Source organism: Nocardia sp. FBN12 (assembly GCF_050320175.1).
Taxonomy (GTDB): Bacteria; Actinomycetota; Actinomycetes; order Mycobacteriales; family Mycobacteriaceae; genus Nocardia.
Map to the genome: position 1 here is coordinate 112662 of NZ_CP190048.1, position 19857 is coordinate 132518.

Below are 19857 nucleotides of genomic sequence, written 5' to 3' on the forward strand. Positions count from 1 at the left end.
CCGATCGGGTTCGCTCGGAACTACTCGAAAGAGGCGCGGCATGACCTCGCTGGTGCTTTCGCTGATACCTGTCGCGCTCGGCATCATCATGAGCCCGCTCGCCGTGATCGCCGTAGTGGCCGTGCTGTTCTCACAGCGCGCCCGCGCCAACAGCCTGGCCTATCTGGCCGGGTGGGTCACCGGAATCGTGCTCGCCACCGGCACCGCCTACGCGGTTCTGGCCGCGCTGCACGTACAGGAACGGATAGACCCGCCGCTGTGGTTGTCGATCCTGCATCTGGCGCTCGCCGCGGAGCTGCTGATCGGTGCGTGGTACGTCTACACCAGGGAACGAAAGCGTCTGCGCGCGATGGCACTGGCCCGCGAACCGGGCGAAATAGTCGATGCCGCACCACAATTGCCGAAGATGCTGCAATCCGTCGAACACTTCACCGCGGCCCGCTCGTTTCTGCTCGGCTTCGCTGTATTCGTGCTCAACCCGATCGATGTCTCCTGTGCGATCGTCGCGGCGCTGACATTGCGGTTGAGCGGTACGCCCTTGTCTGTCCAGCTCGGTGTCGCCGTGGTGTTCGTCGTGATCTCCGCGAGCTCGGTCGCGGGCCCGGTCGGATTGTTGGTGATGATGCCGAATCGGGCAGCAGCGCCGTTGCGGGCATTGCGGCAGTGGATCGCTACCAACACGAAGCTCCTCAATGTCGGCTTGCTTGTCCTCATCGCCGTCATGCAGCTCAACAAAGGTATTCAGGGTCTCTGAAACGGACACATCGCGATCGGGGCCAATCCGTTCAACAGGCCGCCTATGCGCCGGTCAGCCCCAGACCGGATGTCTTCAGCGGCACAGACGAGATCCCGTCGATCAGGAAAGCTGAGCGCTGACAGCGACCGCATCCGGGCGTCGATCCACGTTCGGTGGGATCGCGCTTTCTGGCGGGCTCACTGGTGCGCGGACAGGACCGTTCTCATGATGCCGACAGTCGCCGTGATGTCGGGCTCGCGGCCTGCGGCGACATTCGCCCAGACCAGTGCGGTCGCGGTCATGGCCAGGACACCGAAGGTTTCCGGCGGAATCGCCCAACCAGGCACCGGCGAGACTGCCGGTGAGGAGATTGGCCGCGATCGTCCAGTGCTGGGTGACCTCGGCATATGGCAGGGCGATCAGCCGGGCTGGCAGGGCGGTGAGGACCACGATCAGACTCATCGCTTTGTTCACGATCACCGCGTGCAGGGCCGCGAACCCGAACAGCCCGATCAGCAGGGGCAGCCGGAACTCCGCGCCACCGAGGCCGATCAGGCCACCCAGCACACCGATCACCGCGCCGGTGGCGAAGACCAGTAGCAGCGCATCGCGTCGCGTCGCGGCAGCCGATGTCGCCGGGTCCTCGGCTGTCTTGCTCACATGCCGAGACGGTACGGCCCCGGATCGGCCTCACCGCTCCGGCCGGGGCGATGTCAGGATTCGCTGATATCGGGATCCGCGATCGGACCTGGCGTCAGAATTCACCGGTCCGACTTACGGCCTCCGGTGGTCTCCGGTGCGTGGCGGCCGCGGCCGGCATAGGCCATCAGTGGCGCGCGAGCCCATCGATCGATCTCGGCCGGCTTGCGGCGCACCGTAAGTGTTGGTGAACGGCGAGGACCAGCACTCGTTGGCCGACCTTTGCGGAGGTTCCCGCCGGCTGGAAGATCGTCTTCGGTGAAGACAGCGGCGCCGCGCGCGTCGAGAAGAACTGGACGGACATTCGTCTGAAGTCGCCGGGCAACAGTGCGTACTCGGCAGGCGCGGCGAGGTCGCACAGGGTGATGGCGGGCGCGAGCTGCTCGCAGTGCCTTCGGTGAGGTGTTGCTAGGAGTCGCGAGTCCGTGACAAGCGACAGGAAGCTGGCCCAGAATCTTGGCGTACTTTGGTCACAGCCCGTAGCAGCGAGAGTTCACGCCCCGTGACCGGTATTGCCCGGTATCTAGCGCCCGACCGCCCTGGTCGTTGGGCAAACATTGCCACATACCGATGGCCGCAGGTAGTCGTCCTTGGATATCGGTGTGGGACAGGTGCCCCGAACGTAGAGAGACTGCCGTTGTCGGCGTGAGCGGGCGCTGTCTGTGAACGGCACGGCGATCGCCCTGCCTACCGCGTCCGACCGTGTCCAGCAAGCGACAGCGCGGTTAACAGGATGATCAACCTGTTTGCCAAATGATAACAGGACGGTCAACCCGTTTTGTGATAGCGTCGTGAACGTTGAGGGGGTGAGCGGTCAACCGGGTTGTACCGATCCGAAAATGCCGTCATTCCGATGAGTGGGTTAGAAGGGGACCATGTCTCGGCTGGCATTGATATATCTGCTGATCGCAATCGGATGCGAGGTTGCCGCCACGTTGGCCCTCAAGGCCACTGATGGGTTCAAGAACATGGCTCCGATTGCTGTCGTTGTGATCGGGTACGGAGCGGCCTTCTTCGCGTTGAGCCTTACCTTGCGTGAGGTATCGGTCGGAGTTGCCTACGCACTTTGGTCCGCCATCGGCACCGTAATCCTGACTCTACTCGCAGCTGTCATTTACAAACAGCACCTCAGCGTTGTGACAATCGCCGGCATGGCTTTGACAATCGGCGGTGTTGTCCTGATAAATCTCGGAAGTGCGAATTCCCATTAGGGGGGACACTATGAAGGTAATGCGAAAAGCGCAGACGGCCGCGAAGCATATCGCGCTGTCGGTGCAGGGACGATATGCCGATGTGCGCAATGACTACGACAAGGTTGCGTCAACCTACGACGAATACTACTCGCACAACCTCGCCGCTGCCGCCGAGCGATTCACCACCCTCCTGCCCTGGGAGGAGTTGGAGCGGCCGTCACTTCGTGTTGTAGAGTTAGCTGCTGGAACTGGTGCCATAACTCGGCGTCTGGCTGATGCTGTCTCCGTGGATAGCGTACTAACCGCGGTAGATATCTCTGAGGGGATGCTGGCCGAAAACCAAGCCAAAGTACGCGCTGAAGGTCAACAAGTTGAATTTGTCGTCGGTGATGCACTGGAGTATCTTGCCGCGCAGCCGACTGACTCGATTGACGCTCTCATCTGCGCATGGGGTGTCTGCTATATGTCGCACGCGAAGCTGAGGCGAGAACTCGGACGCGTGCTCAAATCGGGGGCATTCATCGGCATTATGGAAAACCGCAAGGGCACCTTGAAGGAGCTCGAGGCGGTCCTTCTGGATGTGCTCATGGCCGATGCCAAATTGTTGCGCCGCGCCGTTAAGCTCGACCTTCCGACCGATCACCGGTACATCGCCCGCAGAATTGCACCGGATGGTAGCCGTGTTGAAACGGGATTCGATGGGGAATCCTCTCGTGTCGTCACAAATGTGGACAGCATTGTTGAGTATGTCACTAAATCGGGTGTGTCGGCGGGATATCTCGATGCCATAGAGCCTGATCTTTTCGACCAGGTGATCCAGGGGCTCCGTGAGCGTATAGAAACCGCCGGGCCACGGAATGTACCAATCGTGCACCGATATTCAGTGGTCACTGCACGCCGTTGAGTTTCGGGCTCGGCGTTTGCATTACAGAAAACAAGGTTCCACCATGACCACGACCGCAACGTCTTCGCATCAGCGCGATATGCCGAAATCTGTGTGGGTCAAGCTAACCGGGCTCCGCGGCATCTGCGCCTTCTACGTTCTTATCAGCCACATTTGGTTCCAAGTGTGGCCTGCTGCCGAACCTCCCCTCGGCTATGGCATACATCCCGATGGTGTCTTGTATTGGCTGACTGGATGGCTATATCACGGACACTACGCAGTGATCGCCTTCATCGTCGTCAGTGGTTACTCGCTGCAAATCGCGCGAATCGGTCGCGGGGATCGATATACAACTGCTGGATTTCTCAAACGCCGTTGTAGGAGAATTCTACCTCCCTACTACGCCGCCATGGCTCTCTCAGCGTTTGTTGGCTTAACGGTGGCGCGAACCGCTACAGGGAGTCAATGGGACATCAGTATTCCAGTAACCTGGAATTCGTTAGTGACCCATGCGCTTCTCCTGCAGGATCTATTCGATTATACAAAGATCAACTACGCACACTGGTCGATCGCCGCCGAATTCCATCTGTATTTGATGTTCCCGTTCTTCATTTGGCTTGTCGGCCGTGTCGGCGACCGGCGGGGTACCGGAATCGTCACATTGGTGGTGGTTGGATTGATCGCCTGCGTGATGTTGACTTCAGATGCTCCCGCCTATTTCTTCGGCTTGATCCTATATTTCTTCCTTGGAATGGTGGCGGCAAACGTCGCAGCGGGAGTCTCCTACAGGACCGAAGCATTCCGAAGGAGACAACTGCTCGTAGCTTCAGGCGGGATTCTAGCGTTTGTAATCGTTTTATCTGTTGCGCTCGGATTCGAGGTGGTAGAGCTGATACTGCCTGTCTTCGATCTCGCAGTCGCGATCGGCATCTGCTTGCTGATTCTTGGATTTCTTCCATCGGATGTTCGATCCGCATCGAATACGACACCTGACGCACTATCTGAATGGGTGTCCGGCCGCTTGGAGGACCTGGGCAAGTTCTCCTACAGCTTGTACCTGATCCATGCCCCTATTGTTGCGATAGCATGGCTGTGTCTGGGGGGGAACGAACTGTCAAAGCCCGTCATGTTCCCATTGTTGCTTGCGGTAGCCATTCCTGTGGCATTGATCGTTTCCTACGTGTTCTACAGAATTTTCGAACGCCCTTTCACACGCTGACACGCGGTATGCCCGGTGGGGCGCTGACCAACTAGGAGTAATACAGTGACTGTTCAATGGATGGAGAAGGAGTACCATGCCTTTCTCGAGTTCAAGAGTGGGCTGCGTGAAGCCGACGGCTCGTTGGCCTATCTGAAGAGCCTTCCGCACGGGAACGTGCACCGGTATTTGTCTCATGATGGCCATGTGGTCAATTTTTCGACCTATGACTACTTGGGGCTCGGTGAGAACGATCAGGTACGTGAATTCGCTAAATCCTGCATCAACAGATACGGAATTTCGACCAGCGCGAGCCGGATGGTTTCTGGTGAGCTAGACCTGCACCGTCAGCTCGAGGATCGGCTATCTGCCTTTCTCGGTACCGAAGACGCGGTGACCTTCGTCAGCGGGCACGCTACGAACGTGATGACGATCGGCTATCTGTTCGGACCGCATGATTTGCTGATCCACGACCAGTATGCGCATAACAGCATCGAAGTCGGTTGCAACCTCGCCGGCGGCGAGATTCGACGATTTCGGCACAACGATGTCGCGGATCTGGAGCAGATCTTGATAGAGGCGGGGCAGAGGCGAAGAGTCGTCGTGTGCATCGAAGGGCTCTACAGTATGGATGGAGATCTACCACCATTGCCCGAAATTATCGAACTGAAGCGCAGATTCGATTTTGTGCTGTACGTCGACGAAGCGCATTCGATCGGAACTATAGGACGCACCGGGCGGGGAGTGACCGAGCACTTCGGGATCGACGTCGGCGAGATCGATGTCTTGATGGGGACGCTGAGCAAGAGTATGGGTAGCTGCGGCGGGTTCATCACCGGCTCGCGGGAGCTGGTGGACTACCTGCGTGTCTCGGGCCCCGGATTCATGTTCAGTACCGGCCTTCCCGCCCCTGCCGCAGGCGCGGCGCTGAAGGCTCTGCAACTTTTGTCCGAGAACCCCAACTATGTCACTGATATTCAGCACAAATCACGTCTGTTCAGCACTAAGCTTCACGGTGGGGCCGGGCAGCAGACGCCGATTATTCCGTTTCTCGTCCGCCACGACTGGGTAAACGACTTCGCTCTGCGCTGTCAGCAGGCAGGGGTAAGAGTCTTCCCCATCTCTTATCCTGCTGTCCCGAAGTCTGCCACGCGAGTTCGGTTCTTCCTCTCGCGTCTGCATACGGATGCTCACCTGCTCGAATCTGCTGAACTGATCAATTTCATCTCAGACGAATTCTCGTCGGAACGGAGTGCTTCGTGAGCTTGAAGATCGGGAAGATCCTACTGCTGGTGACCGATGCCCTGCTCATGCTCTATTGGGTTGCCGTAGCGATAAACATGATTCCTAAGGAGTCGGCCTTCCGGGACTATACCAATCCAATTATGCAGGCTTGGAATTGGTCGTTCTTCCCACTCGATCTGGCTGCGTCGATTTTTGGGTTCGCTGGTGTCTACTTGGTTCGGATCCGTCATCGAATCGGCTGGCTGATCCTGACTATCGGATTGACGCTGACCTTCTGTGCTGGGTTCATGGCTATATCTTTCTGGGCATACTATGGAGACTTCAATGTCAGTTGGTGGATTTCCAACGCTCTATTGATGGTTGTGCCTGCAATTGTGTTTGCAATTCTAGTTTTCGACCGTGCTGCAAGTGAGGAGATCGCCTCCGAGCTGCGAGGCCGAAATGTCGACTCGGGGATCAAGGAAAACGCATGACTACCGAATCCAATCTGTCGGGGCATCGATTGTTCACCAGCGAATCGGTCACCGAGGGGCATCCCGACAAGATATGTGACGCGATAAGTGATGCTGTGCTGGATGCATTGCTGGCCGCCGATCCTAGCGCCCGTGTCGCGGTAGAAACTTTGGTGACCACCGGGCAGGTGCACGTCGTAGGCGAGGTGACAACGACGGCATATGTGGATGTCCCGTCGATCGTTCGCGAGACGATCGTGCAGATCGGGTACGACAGCTCCCAAAAGGGTTTCGATGGACGGACCTGTGGCGTCAATGTGGCCATCGGGGCGCAATCACCCGATATCGCTCAGGGCGTAGATCGTGCATATGAGGCGCGAGTGGACGGTGCCGAAGATGCAGTTGCGCAGCAGGGCGCGGGAGACCAGGGCCTGATGTTCGGCTACGCAACGTCCGAAACGCCGGAGTTCATGCCGCTGCCGGTTGCATTGGCGCACAGGCTTTCTCGCCGCCTATCCGCAGTGCGGAAGAACGGGTCAGTGCCCTATCTCCGGCCGGATGGCAAGACACAGGTCACCGTCGAGTACGACGGTGACGTTCCGATCCGTGTGGACACTGTGGTCATCTCGAGCCAACATGCGCCGGGGATCGACCTGGAGGTGATGTTGGCCGAGGACTTGGTCACTCATGTGATCGATCCTGTGTTCGCTGGGCTACCGAGCACAGTCGACGCAGAGAAGCCTCGGGTTTTCATCAACCCGACCGGAAATTTCGTCATCGGCGGCCCGATGGGTGATGCGGGGCTTACCGGTCGCAAGATCATTGTTGACACCTACGGTGGCATGGCGCGCCACGGTGGGGGCGCGTTTTCCGGGAAGGACCCGTCCAAGGTCGACCGTAGTGCCGCGTACGCAATGCGGTGGGTGGCCAAGAACGCGGTCGCCGCGGGCCTCGCCGAACGGATCGAAGTGCAGGTTGCGTACGCCATTGGCAAGGCCGCCCCTGTTGGTTTGTTCGTCGAGACCTTCGGCTCGGAGCAGTGTGATCCAGCTGCGATCCAAGAGGCTATCTCGAAGGTTTTCGATCTGCGCCCGGGCGCGATCATTCGCGATCTAGATCTTCTGCGTCCTATATACGGACCGACCGCCGCGTACGGGCACTTCGGTCGCACCGACCTGGATCTTCCGTGGGAACGATGTGACCGCGTCGACGAGTTGAAGGCTGCGATCGGATGATCTTCGTGTCCGGGTCCATCGCGACCGACCATCTGATGACGTTCCCAGGAAGGTTCGCGGAGCAATTTCTGCCTGACCAACTCGAGCATGTGTCGCTGAGTTTCCTTGTCGACGACCTGGAGATCCGACGAGGTGGCGTAGGGGGAAACATCAGCTACGGCCTTGGTGCGCTGGGAGATGCGCCGGTGCTGATCGGTGCAGTCGGAGCGGATTTCGGCGACTACGAGACCTGGCTGACCGCACACGGAGTAGATGTCAGCAGTGTGCGCGTGTCCCGGCGCGCGCACACCGCCCGGTTCGTGTGCACAACGGATCGTGACATGGCGCAGTTGGCAAGCTTCTATCCGGGTGCCATGTCCGAGGCTGTGGAAGTCTCGCTCCCAACTGTTGTTGCCCGTCTCGGCCGGCCCAATCTGGTGCTGATCGGCGCCAACGACCCAGCGGCGATGCTCGCGCATACCGAGCAGTGTCGGGAGCTCGGCCTCCCGTTTGCCGCTGATCCATCGCAACAACTGGCTTTTCTGGGCGGCCGGGAGATTCGCGATCTCATCGGCGGCGCCGAATACCTGCTGACCAACGAGTACGAATGGGGCCTTCTGCGGCGAAAGGCAAAGCTCACCGAGTCAGAAGTGCTGGCGCGCATCGGCATTCGAGTTACGACGTTGGGTGCGGACGGCGTCGAGATTGCTCATTCGGGTGGTGACACATTCCGTGTTGCTGCAGTGCCGGAGACCACGAAGGTGGATCCGACCGGCGTCGGGGATGGGTTCCGGGCCGGGTTCCTTTTCGGCCGAGCAGGCGGTCTCACACTGGAGCGATCGGCCCAACTGGGCTCTATCGTGGCTGTGCTCGTGCTCGAATCCGTCGGTCCACAGGAGTGGACGTGGGACACCGAGGTTGCGTTGAAGCGCCTGACAAACGCATACGGGCAGTCAGCGGGAGACGAGATTGCGACACTATGGCCTCGGTGATCGGTCGCCTTTTCGATACCACGCTCCTCGACACGCTCCGGCGGCGTGTCGTCATCGGCGACGGCGCGATGGGCACGATGTTGCAGGCCGCGGATCTGTCGCTCGACGACTTCCGCGGCCTCGAGGGTTGCAACGAGATCCTCAACGACACCCGCCCTGATGTGCTGGCCGAGATCCACCGCGCCTACTTCGCCGCGGGCGCGGATGCGGTGGAGACCAACACCTTCGGCTGCAACCTGCCCAACCTCGCCGACTACGACATCCAGGACCGCATCCGCGATCTGTCCGAGCGCGGCACCCGCATCGCCCGCGATGTCGCCGACGAGATGGGCCCCTCGGCCGACGGCACCCCGCGCTATGTGCTGGGCTCGATGGGCCCCGGAACCAAGCTGCCGACCCTGGGCCACGCCCCGTTCGTCTCGCTGCGTGATGCCTACACCGAAGCCGCGCTCGGCATGCTCGACGGTGGTGCCGATGCCATTCTCATCGAGACCTGCCAGGACCTGCTGCAGGTCAAGGCCGCGATCACCGGTAGCCGCCGGGCGATGATCGCCGCCGGTCGCCGGATCCCGATCATCACCCACGTGACCGTGGAGACCACCGGCACGATGCTGGTCGGCAGTGAGATCGGTGCGGCGCTGACCGCGCTGGAACCGCTCGGCATCGACATGATCGGGCTGAACTGCGCGACCGGTCCGGCGGAGATGAGCGAGCACCTGCGGCACCTGTCGCGGCACGCGAACATCCCGGTGTCGGTGATGCCGAACGCGGGTCTGCCGGTGCTCGGTGCCAACGGCGCGGAGTACCCGCTCACCCCCGAAGAGCTCGCTGTCGCGATGAGCGGGTTCGTCTCCGAGTTCGGGCTCTCGCTGGTCGGTGGCTGCTGTGGCACCACCCCGGAGCACATTCGGCAGGTCGCCGAGGCGGTGCGCGAGGTCGAGAAGACCCTGCCCGCGATCGCCGATCGTCGTCATCCCGAGCACGAACCTGCTGTGTCGAGCATGTACACCGCTGTCCCGTTCGAGCAGGACGCGTCGATCATGATGATCGGTGAGCGCACGAATGCCAACGGCTCCAAGGCTTTCCGTGACGCGATGCTGGCCGCGGACTGGCAGCGCTGCCTCGAGATCGCCAAGGACCAGACCCGCGACGGCGCGCACATGCTCGACCTGTGTGTCGACTACGTGGGCCGCGACGGTGCCGAGGACATGAACGAGCTGGCCTCGCGGCTGGCGACCGCCTCGACGTTGCCGATCATGCTCGACTCCACCGAGGTGCCGGTGTTGCAGGCAGGTCTGCAGCATCTGGGTGGCCGGTGCGCGGTGAACTCGGTGAACTACGAGGACGGCGCGGGCCCGGATTCGCGGTTCCAGCAGATCATGCGGCTGGTCTCCGAGCACGGTGCCGCGGTCGTCGCGTTGACCATCGACGAGGAAGGCCAGGCGCGCACGGCCGATCACAAGGTCGCGATCGCCGAGCGCCTGATCGACGACATCACCGGCAACTGGGGCCTGGCGGAGTCCGACATCATCATCGACACCCTGACCTTCACCCTGGGCACCGGGCAGGAGGAGTCGCGCAAGGACGGCGAGGAGACGATCAAGGCCATCCGCGAGCTCAAGCGCCGCCGCCCGCAGGTGCAGACCACTCTTGGGTTGTCGAATATCTCTTTCGGTCTGAATCCGGCCGCCCGGCAGGTGCTGAACTCGGTGTTCATGCACGAATGTGTCCAGGCGGGGTTGGATTCGGCGATCGTGCACGCGTCGAAGATCCTGCCGATGAGCCGGATCCCCGACGAACACCAGCAGGTCGCCCTCGATCTGATCTATGACCGCCGCACCGAGGACTACGACCCGCTGCAGAAGCTGATGGCGTTGTTCGAGGGTGTCTCGACGGCGTCGTCGAAGGCCTCACGCGCGGAGGAAATGGCGCTGCTGCCGTTGTTCGAACGCCTGGAACGGCGCATCGTCGACGGTGAGCGCAACGGTCTCGGCGACGATCTCGACGAGGCGATGCAGACGGTGCCGCCGCTGCAGATCATCAACGAGACCCTGCTCTCGGGCATGAAGACCGTCGGTGAGCTGTTCGGTTCGGGGCAGATGCAGCTGCCGTTCGTGTTGCAGTCGGCCGAGGTGATGAAAACCGCTGTCGCGCACCTGGAACCGCACATGGAGGCCACCGACGACGCGGGCAAGGGGCGGATCGTGCTGGCCACGGTGAAGGGCGATGTACACGACATCGGCAAGAACCTGGTCGACATCATCTTGTCCAACAACGGCTACGAGGTGGTCAACCTCGGCATCAAGCAGCCGATCGCGACCATCCTCGACGCCGCGCAGGACAAGAAGGCCGACGTGATCGGCATGTCCGGGCTGTTGGTGAAGTCGACGGTGGTGATGAAGGAGAACCTCGGCGAACTCAACACCAAGGGTGTGGCCGAGCAGTTCCCGGTGCTGCTCGGTGGCGCCGCGCTGACTCGTTCCTACGTGGAGAACGACCTGACCGAGGTCTACGACGGCGAGGTCTATTACGCCCGCGACGCGTTCGAGGGCCTGCGGTTGATGGACGAGATCATGACCGTCAAGCGTGGCGGTGGCCTCGACCCGGACAGCCCGGAGGCGATCGCGGCGAAGGAGAAGGCCGCCGAGCGTAAGGCGCGCCATGAGCGGTCCAAGCGGATCGCGGCCGAGCGCAAGGCCACCGAGGCGCCGATCGTGGTGCCCGAGCGCTCCGATGTCGCCGCGGATCTGCCGGTGCCGACGCCGCCGTTCTGGGGCACGCGGGTGATCAAGGGTCTGCCTTTGGCGGAGTACTCGGGGCTGCTCGACGAGCGGGCGCTGTTCCTCGGCCAGTGGGGTCTGCGCGGGCAGCGCAAGGGTGAAGGCCCGACCTATGAGGATCTGGTGGAGACCGAGGGCAGGCCGCGGTTGCGGGCCTGGCTCGATCGCCTGGCCACCGAGGGTGTGCTCCAGCACGCGGCGCTGGTCTACGGGTACTTCCCCGCCGTGTCGGAAGGTGACGAGGTCATCGTGTTGACCGAGCCGAATCCTGATGCACCGCAGCGGTATCGGTTCACGTTCCCGCGTCAGCAGCGTGATCGGTTCCTGTGCATCTCGGACTTCATTCGTTCGCGTGAGCGGGCTCGCGAGACCGGGCAGGTCGATGTGTTGCCGTTCCAGTTGGTGACGATGGGACAGCCGATCGCCGACTTCGCGAACGCGTTGTTCGCCGCCGACAACTATCGCGATTACCTCGAGGTGCACGGTATCGGTGTGCAGCTCACCGAGGCGCTGGCCGAGTACTGGCATCGCCGGGTGCGTGAAGAACTGACCGTCGACGGCAAGTCCGTCGCCGCCGAGGATCCCGCTGATGTGCAGGATTACTTCAAGCTCGGTTACCGGGGTGCGCGGTACTCCTTCGGTTACGGGGCCTGCCCGGACCTGGAAGATCGCGCCAAGTTGGTCGACCTGCTCGACGCGGGCCGGGTCGGGGTGACGTTGTCGGAGGAACTGCAGCTGCACCCGGAGCAGTCCACGGACGCGTTCGTGCTGCTACATCCCGAAGCCAATTATTTCAACGCCTGACCACTGATCAGAGGAGACACCAAATGACGATCGCACTGGACACATCACTCACTCCTGACGTCCGCAACGGCATCGACTTCAAGGTGGCAGACCTCTCGCTGGCCGAATTCGGCCGTAAGGAGATCCGCCTCGCCGAGCACGAGATGCCGGGCCTGATGGCACTGCGTCGTGAATACCACGACGTTCAGCCGCTGAAGGGCGCGCGAATCTCCGGATCGCTGCACATGACGGTCCAGACCGCCGTCCTGATCGAAACCCTCGTAGCGCTGGGCGCCGACGTGCGCTGGGCCTCCTGCAACATCTTCTCCACCCAGGACCACGCCGCCGCCGCCATCGTGGTCGGCCCGAACGGCACCGTCGACGAGCCCAAAGGCATCCCGGTCTTCGCCTGGAAGGGCGAGACGCTCGAAGAGTACTGGTGGGCCGCCGAGCAGATGCTGACCTGGCCCGGCGCCCCGGCCAACATGATCCTCGACGACGGCGGCGACGCGACCATGCTCGTGCTGCGCGGTGCGCAGTTCGAGAAGGCCGGTGTGGTTCCGCCCGCCGACGCCGACCACTCCGCCGAGTACACGGTGTTCCTCGACCTGCTGCGCGAGAGCATCGAGGCCGACAAGACCAAGTGGAGCACCATCGCCGAGTCGGTCAAGGGTGTCACCGAGGAGACCACCACCGGCGTGCTGCGCCTGTACCAGTTCGCCGCCGCGGGTGAGCTGGTGTTCCCGGCGATCAACGTCAACGACTCGGTCACCAAGTCCAAGTTCGACAACAAGTACGGCACCCGCCACTCGCTCATCGACGGCATCAACCGTGGCACCGATGTGCTCATCGGTGGCAAGAAGGTGCTGATCTGCGGTTACGGTGACGTCGGTAAGGGTTGCGCGGAGTCGCTCGCGGGCCAGGGCGCGCGCGTGCAGGTCACCGAGATCGACCCGATCAACGCGCTGCAGGCGCTGATGGACGGCTACGACGTGGTCACCGTCGAGCAGGCGATCGGCGATGCCGACATCGTCATCACCTCGACCGGCAACAAGGACATCATCACCCTCGAGCACATGAAGGCGATGAAGGATCACTCGATCCTGGGCAATATCGGCCACTTCGACAACGAGATCGATATCGCGGCGCTGGAGCGTTCGGGCGCGACCCGGATCAACATCAAGCCGCAGGTCGACGAGTGGACCTTCGATTCGGGCAAGGCGATCATCCTGCTGTCGGAGGGTCGTCTGCTCAACCTCGGCAACGCGACCGGCCACCCGTCGTTCGTGATGTCGAACAGTTTCTCCAACCAGGTGATCGCGCAGGTCGAGCTGTGGACCAAGCCGCAGGAGTACGACAACGAGGTCTACCGCCTGCCCAAGCACCTCGACGAGAAGGTCGCCAAGATCCACGTCGAGGCCCTCGGTGGCACGCTGACCAAGCTCACCAAGGATCAGGCCGAGTACATCAACGTGGACGTGGAAGGCCCGTACAAGCCCGACCACTACCGCTACTGAGATCCCGCCGTTGTCAGCCGAGCCCGATTTCAGGGGCTCGGAAAGCAGCGTAGGCAAGCGATGGTCTCGGTCGAGACCATCGCTGACCTGTTCAGTTGAAGCATTTGGCTGTGTACCGCACCCGGCCACGATCGCTTCGGCAGCGACCAATTACGGACCCGACGCTCCATCAGGCACACCTGTTGAGCGACCCAGAATGTCAGCCCGCTGATCGAACCGGACACGGAGCCGCGAGATGACCGCATTCATTCCGCCCATAGACAATGCCGAAGCTACTGTGGCGCAGCGGCTTCGGCTGAGCAGTACTGGTAAGACGCCGTTTTCGGTCGAGTTTCTGCCGCCGCGGGACTCTGCGGCCGAGGCTCGCCTGTGGCGGACGGTGCGCACCTTCGAGCGCCTGGACCCTGCGTTTGTGTCCGTCACGTACGGAGCAGGCGGGTCAACACGGGAGCACACGGCGCGAATCGCAGGCGAGATTGCGCAGGGGACAACACTGTTGCCTGTCGCTCACCTGACTGCGGTTGGCCATAGTGTCGCAGACCTGAGGGCAGTTATCGGCGCACATGCCGAGGGTGGTGTTCGCAACATCCTTGCGCTGCGTGGTGACCCGCCTGGAGACCCTTTGGGGGACTGGCATAAACACCCGGATGGCCTCGAGTACGCGGAAGAATTAGTCCACCTGGTCGATGAGTGCGGCGACTTCCATGTTGGTGTCGCAGCGTTCCCTGAAGGTCATCACCGCGCAGGCGGGCTAGCCGAGGACACCGAAAACCTCGTACGGAAACTACGCGCAGGCGCCGACTACTCGATCACCCAGATGTTCTTCATCGCCGACGATTACCTACGGCTTCGGGACCGTGTCTCAGCAGCCGATCCTGAGCAGGGCGCCAAACCGATCATTCCGGGGATCATGCCAATCATCTCGGTTCGAAGTGTTGCACGGATGGCCGAGTTGTCTGGGGCTGTTATCCCGGCCGCGATGCTCGCTGACCTGCAACGAGCTGCGGGCACTGGACCGAGCGAGGACGTCGACGCCGTGCGTGCAGTTGGCGTCGAGATAGCCTCGCTGCTGTGCGAACGGCTCATTCGAGAGGGCGTGCCAGCGTTGCACTTCTGCACCCTCAACCAAGCCACGGCGACCTGTGAAATTCTTGACAATCTGAATCTCGCAAGCCGGAGGTAGCGGATCCCGAACGCGGCTCGCGCAGGGTAATGCGGGTGCGGAACCAGCGCGACGGTACAAATCAGGAGGGTCATCCTTCTTGTGCCCCGGGATATATTGCGATAAGATGAACAACTCAAATTTCCTGCTATCTCCCTAGCGAATGCGGTACTGTTTCCGATCTGTTATCGTTGAAGGCGGAACAAATGTTGCAAATGTCTTTGCAGGGGGCAACTTCAAATGACAACAGGTTTAGCTGCTCAGCGTAAAGTGCTGAAGTTCGACTCGACCGTATCGCGAGTATACGTGCATCGGCAGTCGGTAGCGGAGGTATTCCTGACAGACCATCTGCGATTGTCTGAGCATGAATTCGCTGTCGGTGCGCAATGGCCACGAGCGCACGAACTCTATAGGCCGACCGACGGTTCGTACAATATCCTTTTCTATGCGGAGACGCTCAGGCAGGCCGCGATCTATCTGGCACACCGATGCTACGATGTACCGCTCGATCACTGTTTCGTAATGAGCGAGATCGATGTCCAAGGGTTACCGTTCGGTGTCCGTGTCGACGACCACGCAGCCGAGGTCTCTGTAGACGTCAGAATGTCTGGACTGCATTACCGCGATGGGCAACTAGCACGATTCCGGATCGAACTAGAGTTCCGCATCGGCGGCTCGAGAATCGGGTTCGGCAATGGTGCGGCGCAGATTCTGCCGCCCGAAGTATACAAGCGCCTCCGGTGGCGACACCGGCGACCCGACGATGTGGGCGCTCCGATCTGCGGACAACCTTGTGCAGTACCGGCGACTGCTGAATTGCTCCCGAGTAACGTCGTACTCGGCCCCAGGATCGGGCCGTCGGAATGGGAACTGCGGGTCGACGATGCCCATCCGGTGTTGTTCGATCATCCATCAGATCATGTGCCTGGTGCGCTGCTGCTGGAGGCGATATGCCAGGCAGGCCGGGTTCTGACGCAGAATCGGGCTACCGTCGTCGGTCTCGGAGCCACATTCCGGAAGTACGCAGAGCTGGACCGGCCAGTGACCGTCGCAGCCTGCACTGACAGTAGTGGCAAGGTGTCAACTGCGCGTGTCGTCTTCCGGCAGGAGAGCGCTGAGGTCGCAGTCGGCTACGTCTCATTCGCTGAGTCTCGGACGTGACCACGACTCTGCGTGGTTCACGGATGGGGGTACCAACGGGCTGCGCGAATACGGTCGATCTTCGTGCACCGAGACGCGGGCATGATGCCTGGCAAAAGCAGCGACCACATGTCGTCAACACGCAGTTCGAGATCCTCGCGGCCGGTCAGCACCAGCGAAACCAGTTGAACGCCGGTGAATGCCGAGATCACGAAGCGCGAGAGAGATTGCGACGAGACGCTGTCGAGAATGTCGCCCTGGTTGCGGGCACGTTCGACGAGCATCTCGCATGCCTCGATCCAGCTCCGGTAGGGGTCAACCGGGCCTCTTGCGGATGTCAACTCGAGGGTGAGGCGAATGCCGGCCCGGACGATCGGGTCAGTGACGATCTGGCGTGCCATCTCGTGGCACAGCATCACGATCTGCTCGACCGCGGGAGAGTTGCATCGATCGATGTTTTCGACGGCTGCGATAGACCGACAATGCTGCTCTTCTATAACTGCTCTAGCAAGTTCCTCTTTTGTGCGGAAATGAAAGTGCAGTGCACCTCTGGTCGTTCCGGATTGCTCAACGATCATGCCCATACTGGCACCGGCGAAGCCTTCGGTGTCAAAGGTCGAGGCCGCGCCACGGACGATCTGCTGGCGCGTTGCGAGAGCGCGGTCTTGCTGAACCATGCGACCTCCCTTCGTGCTCGTGAGAAAACAGCGGTGAAATCGATATGACAGTATCAGTGCCGGTCGGTCCACGGGGCGGCGCAGTCGGTAGAGTGCCCGTAATAGCCGTTCTTGGTGCAACCGGAATGGTGGGTTCCGCGACAATGCGCGCATTGTCCTTGCGCGGTTTGCGGCACTATGGTGTCGCTCGCAATAGGCCGATATCGAAGAATATGACGTTTTATGAAACAGCAGACATATGTGATCAGGACAGTCTGCGCGGTGCGCTATCCGAAGCGGATGTGATCATTCACGCAGCCTCTTATACTGGACGGGCTCCAGCAGAGTCCGATGCTGTCAATCGAATTGGCGCCGAGAACGTTGCGGCTGTAGCTGCACAATATGGTATATCGAGAATCATCTATGTCAGCACAGTCGGCGTATACGGAATCGGACCGCATCGAGGAGTTGTAGAGAATGAAGTTGTTCCGAATCCCGTAACTCATGTTAGCAAGAGCCGCCTGGCCGCCGAACATATTATCCGCAGGGCCGGTGGGATTGTCGTACGTCCCGGCTTTGTGTACGGCAAGGGTGACCGATGGTTTCTGCCCGGTGTGGCATCGATATTGACCCGTCTGGGTGCATGGATCGACGACGGCGGGAGTCAGATATCTGTCATTTCTATGGATGATCTCGCCGGTATTCTCTGTGATCTCGCAACTATCATCGAGCCTGTCGATGATCTGTACCATGCGTGCGAGCTAGACCCAGTGACTATGCGGAATGTCGGAGAAGTCGCGAATCGAACGTATCCGTTTGAATTACCCAGATCCAGTATCGGGTTCGAAGAAGCTCGACGGAATTGTGTAAATGTAGGCTTGTCTGAACGTGAGATCGACCTGGTAGGACTGGATCACTACTACGATGCGAGCCGAATCTGGGCGGCAACTCGTTCGTCCCCATCGACGCATTTCGATCAGTTAGCTAAGCAAGACACCTGACATGCTGTCCCGACGCGGTGGCACATCCTGAACGGAGACTAAGTCATCAAGGGTTCCTGCGGATGTCGGTCTACATCGTGATTCTTGGCGTGGAGGCTAGGTGAACTAGCTCACGCTTGAACGGCACGGCGGGCCACCGACAACACCGCTCATGGCGCCGCGACACCAACAACACCGCTCGGCCGACTCGCTGGCGGAGCGGTGTTCAATTTCGCGACCAGAATCTGGCTGCAGGCCGCCCAAGTGATGCCGAGATTCGCGACCAACCGACACCAAACTCCACGACCAAAAGCCAATGGGCCGACCTCAAGGAATCGTCTGCGTAAGCACCTGGAGGACGCGGGGTGCATAGATGCGGCGCTTGTAGGTGTTCGGGTTCGCGACTCGGAGTATCCCCAGGTCGATGAGCTGGCCGACGAGCTTGTTCGCTCGGCCGTACGAGATTTTGAGCTCGGTCTCGACTTGGCGCACGGTGAATGACGGGTTCGCGATGGCGAGATCGATCAACGTGTGCGCGCTATCGGCGCGCAATGCCGATCTTCGCACGACTTCTTTCAACTCGCCCTGGACCTTGACGAGGGCGATCATCTGGCGCCGAGTCGATTCCGCGGCCTCTCGCAGACCTTGAGCGAAGAATCGGATGTAGCTGTCCCAGTCGCCTCGAGTGCTGACCGCGAGGAGTCGGTTGTAGTAATCGTCGCGCCTCGCCTCGAACCATGGTGAGACAGTGAGCGTCGGCTCGGTCAGTACCTGGGTGAGCTGGAGGTGCATGACGATCAATAGCCGACCGAGTCGGCCGTTGCCGTCGCGAAAGGGATGGAGTGCCTCGAACTGGTAGTGCGACATCGCTGCCGCGACGACCGGATCGATCGTGGCGGAGTGGTCTCTGCGGATCCAGTCGACGAGGTCCTGGACACCGATACTCAAGGTGTCATCGGGCGGTGGTGGAATGAACCGAGCGGCGTGCACTGGTGCCATCCCGGGGGTCGCGTCGGCTCTGCGACCGATCACGACCTGCCGGTCGCGGAGCCGGCCGGACTCCGACTCCAGCGAAGTTGCTCGCATCAGGATGCCTTGCAGGCTGCTGAGCAGGGATGTGGTCACTGGGCGGTCGTCGGAGATCCAGGAGAACGCGTAGTTGGCCATGCGTACGTAGTTGAGGATTTCCGTTAGTTCGGCAGTCGCCGGAGCCTCTTCGTCGGCGGTCAGCACCTCGGCCAGCGGCGCGTAGGTTCCCTCCAGCGCAGAGGTACTCTGCGCTTCGCGACGCAGTGTCGGAAGCCGGAGAAGTTGCGGGTTCGGTAGCTGGGCGGCTGTGCTGTCGAGTGCCGCCAGAGCCGCTCGCGCTGCGGTCGTTGCGAGAATGGTGGGAACGCTCAGCTCAGGCATGACATCGGGGAGTGGTGCCGCGACGAACGCTTTGTGCTTCCAATCGCCGAAGACCGGATCTGTGCCCCAGATGTCGACGAGTGATCCAGATTCGCTGCTTAGGAACATACTGAGGTCCACCATGTCACTCTATAGGCAATTCAGTGACATGGTTGCTTTCATCATGTCACTTTGAGACAAGTGATTCAGTGGGCATCGACGCTGGTCTCCGCCGTTGCAGTCCCATAGGAGCTCTCGCGGGGTGTCCTTGACCGGCGCCCCTCCAGCCAGGTCCGTTGAGGGATTCACTCTCGTTCTACGGAGTTGGTTCGCTGGCTCCGTGGCGGCCGCGACCACGACGCAGGCACGTGAGCAGGGAAGCAAACACGGCATACGCGCGCATGCGACTGAGGTCTGGGGCGGGACGAGTGGCTCGATCGCCGACGATCACCACGCCGGCGCCGGAGCCCCGATCTGGCCCGAAAGCCAGGAATCTGTGCGCGAGGGGGGACTTGAACCCCCACGTCCGTGGACACCAGAACCTAAATCTGGCGCGTCTGCCAATTTCGCCACTCGCGCTTGGATGTGTACGACCGTCCAAACTCTACCGGGCGAATCGGGCTGTGCGAAGCGTTGGGGCGGCGTGGCGTACTCGTGGGTAACACTACCTGGGATTATAACGATTCGATAAACCTCAATATGAGGGGCACTCATGTTTGAGACTTGGGGTAACGGGTTGGACCTGCGGGTTCAAACATGAGGGCGGGTCATGTTTCAGAAGGTTTTGGTACGTACGTACGGAAATACTCGGGAGTAGGGCTCGGCTGGGCTGGAAACG

The 19857-nt window shown here is 60.9% G+C and carries 16 protein-coding genes, 1 tRNA gene and 1 pseudogene; 14 read left to right on the forward strand and 4 right to left on the reverse strand.

The genetic code is table 11. The features are described 5' to 3' along the window. Positions 1 to 40 precede the first annotated feature (40 nt). The gene (locus ACQHI0_RS00580; protein WP_427905974.1) at positions 41 to 754 is read left to right on the forward strand and encodes a GAP family protein; all 714 of its coding nucleotides are present in this window, start codon (positions 41 to 43) and stop codon (positions 752 to 754) included. Positions 755 to 856: 102 nt separating this feature from the next. On the opposite strand, the gene ACQHI0_RS00585 is transcribed toward ACQHI0_RS00580, so the two are convergent. Next, entirely contained in the window at positions 857 to 1396 is a 540-nt protein-coding gene (locus ACQHI0_RS00585) for a TSUP family transporter (protein WP_427905975.1), read from the reverse strand. Positions 1397 to 1616: 220 nt separating this feature from the next. On the opposite strand from ACQHI0_RS00585, the pseudogene ACQHI0_RS00590 reads away from it, so the two are divergent. The 12 genes and pseudogenes from ACQHI0_RS00590 to ACQHI0_RS00645 all read left to right on the forward strand — a co-directional run bounded on the left by ACQHI0_RS00590 (position 1617) and on the right by ACQHI0_RS00645 (position 16015). After that, positions 1617 to 1836 (forward strand): annotated as a pseudogene (locus ACQHI0_RS00590) (MbtH family NRPS accessory protein). 474 nt (positions 1837 to 2310) lie between these two features. Beyond that, positions 2311 to 2646: a DMT family transporter gene (locus ACQHI0_RS00595; protein WP_427905976.1), complete on the forward strand. Its 336-nt coding sequence runs from the start codon at positions 2311 to 2313 to the stop codon at positions 2644 to 2646. A 19-nt stretch (positions 2647 to 2665) separates the two neighbouring features. After that, positions 2666 to 3532, forward strand: a complete 867-nt coding sequence (locus tag ACQHI0_RS00600; protein WP_427905977.1) for a class I SAM-dependent methyltransferase — start codon at positions 2666 to 2668, stop codon at positions 3530 to 3532. 43 nt (positions 3533 to 3575) lie between these two features. Continuing rightward, positions 3576 to 4730, forward strand: coding sequence for an acyltransferase family protein (locus ACQHI0_RS00605; protein ID WP_427905978.1), 1155 nt, complete (start codon positions 3576 to 3578; stop codon positions 4728 to 4730). Between the two features lie 45 nt (positions 4731 to 4775). Beyond that, positions 4776 to 5972, forward strand: a complete 1197-nt coding sequence (locus ACQHI0_RS00610) for an aminotransferase class I/II-fold pyridoxal phosphate-dependent enzyme (RefSeq protein WP_427905979.1) — start codon at positions 4776 to 4778, stop codon at positions 5970 to 5972. After that, complete coding sequence (locus tag ACQHI0_RS00615; RefSeq protein ID WP_427905980.1) at positions 5969 to 6427, forward strand: DUF5360 family protein; 459 nt, start codon at positions 5969 to 5971, stop codon at positions 6425 to 6427. Before ACQHI0_RS00610 ends, ACQHI0_RS00615 begins: the two co-directional genes overlap by 4 nt. Next, a complete protein-coding gene (metK, locus tag ACQHI0_RS00620; RefSeq protein ID WP_427905981.1) occupies positions 6424 to 7641 on the forward strand; it encodes a methionine adenosyltransferase in 1218 nt (405 codons plus the stop codon). The genes ACQHI0_RS00615 and metK overlap by 4 nt, the downstream gene beginning before the upstream one ends. Beyond that, positions 7638 to 8612: a carbohydrate kinase family protein gene (locus ACQHI0_RS00625; RefSeq protein WP_427905982.1), complete on the forward strand. Its 975-nt coding sequence runs from the start codon at positions 7638 to 7640 to the stop codon at positions 8610 to 8612. The genes metK and ACQHI0_RS00625 overlap by 4 nt, the downstream gene beginning before the upstream one ends. Then, complete coding sequence (metH, locus tag ACQHI0_RS00630; protein WP_427905983.1) at positions 8609 to 12196, forward strand: methionine synthase; 3588 nt, start codon at positions 8609 to 8611, stop codon at positions 12194 to 12196. The genes ACQHI0_RS00625 and metH overlap by 4 nt, the downstream gene beginning before the upstream one ends. A gap of 23 nt (positions 12197 to 12219) precedes the next feature. After that, positions 12220 to 13692 (forward strand): adenosylhomocysteinase, encoded by a 1473-nt coding sequence (gene ahcY / locus ACQHI0_RS00635; RefSeq protein ID WP_427905984.1) that lies wholly within the window; start codon positions 12220 to 12222, stop codon positions 13690 to 13692. A 235-nt stretch (positions 13693 to 13927) separates the two neighbouring features. Further along, the gene (gene metF, locus ACQHI0_RS00640; RefSeq protein ID WP_427905985.1) at positions 13928 to 14875 is read left to right on the forward strand and encodes a methylenetetrahydrofolate reductase [NAD(P)H]; all 948 of its coding nucleotides are present in this window, start codon (positions 13928 to 13930) and stop codon (positions 14873 to 14875) included. 219 nt (positions 14876 to 15094) lie between these two features. Then, entirely contained in the window at positions 15095 to 16015 is a 921-nt protein-coding gene (locus tag ACQHI0_RS00645) for a ScbA/BarX family gamma-butyrolactone biosynthesis protein (protein ID WP_427905986.1), read from the forward strand. Positions 16016 to 16032: 17 nt separating this feature from the next. Here the strand turns inward: ACQHI0_RS00645 and ACQHI0_RS00650 are convergent, their stop codons facing one another. Beyond that, entirely contained in the window at positions 16033 to 16671 is a 639-nt protein-coding gene (locus ACQHI0_RS00650; RefSeq protein ID WP_427905987.1) for a ScbR family autoregulator-binding transcription factor, read from the reverse strand. A 44-nt stretch (positions 16672 to 16715) separates the two neighbouring features. Here ACQHI0_RS00650 and ACQHI0_RS00655 point away from each other — a divergent pair, with 44 nt between their 5' ends. Further along, the gene (locus tag ACQHI0_RS00655) at positions 16716 to 17651 is read left to right on the forward strand and encodes an NAD-dependent epimerase/dehydratase family protein (protein WP_427905988.1); all 936 of its coding nucleotides are present in this window, start codon (positions 16716 to 16718) and stop codon (positions 17649 to 17651) included. 306 nt (positions 17652 to 17957) lie between these two features. Here ACQHI0_RS00655 and ACQHI0_RS00660 read toward each other — a convergent pair whose 3' ends face one another. Both ACQHI0_RS00660 and ACQHI0_RS00665 read right to left on the reverse strand, forming a co-directional pair. Further along, positions 17958 to 19148 carry a Fic family protein gene (locus tag ACQHI0_RS00660; RefSeq protein WP_427905989.1) on the reverse strand — a complete coding sequence of 397 codons (1191 nt, stop codon included), beginning with the start codon at positions 19146 to 19148 and terminating at the stop codon, positions 17958 to 17960. Positions 19149 to 19516: 368 nt separating this feature from the next. Continuing rightward, positions 19517 to 19598 (reverse strand) — tRNA-Leu (locus ACQHI0_RS00665). Positions 19599 to 19857: the final 259 nt, after the last annotated feature.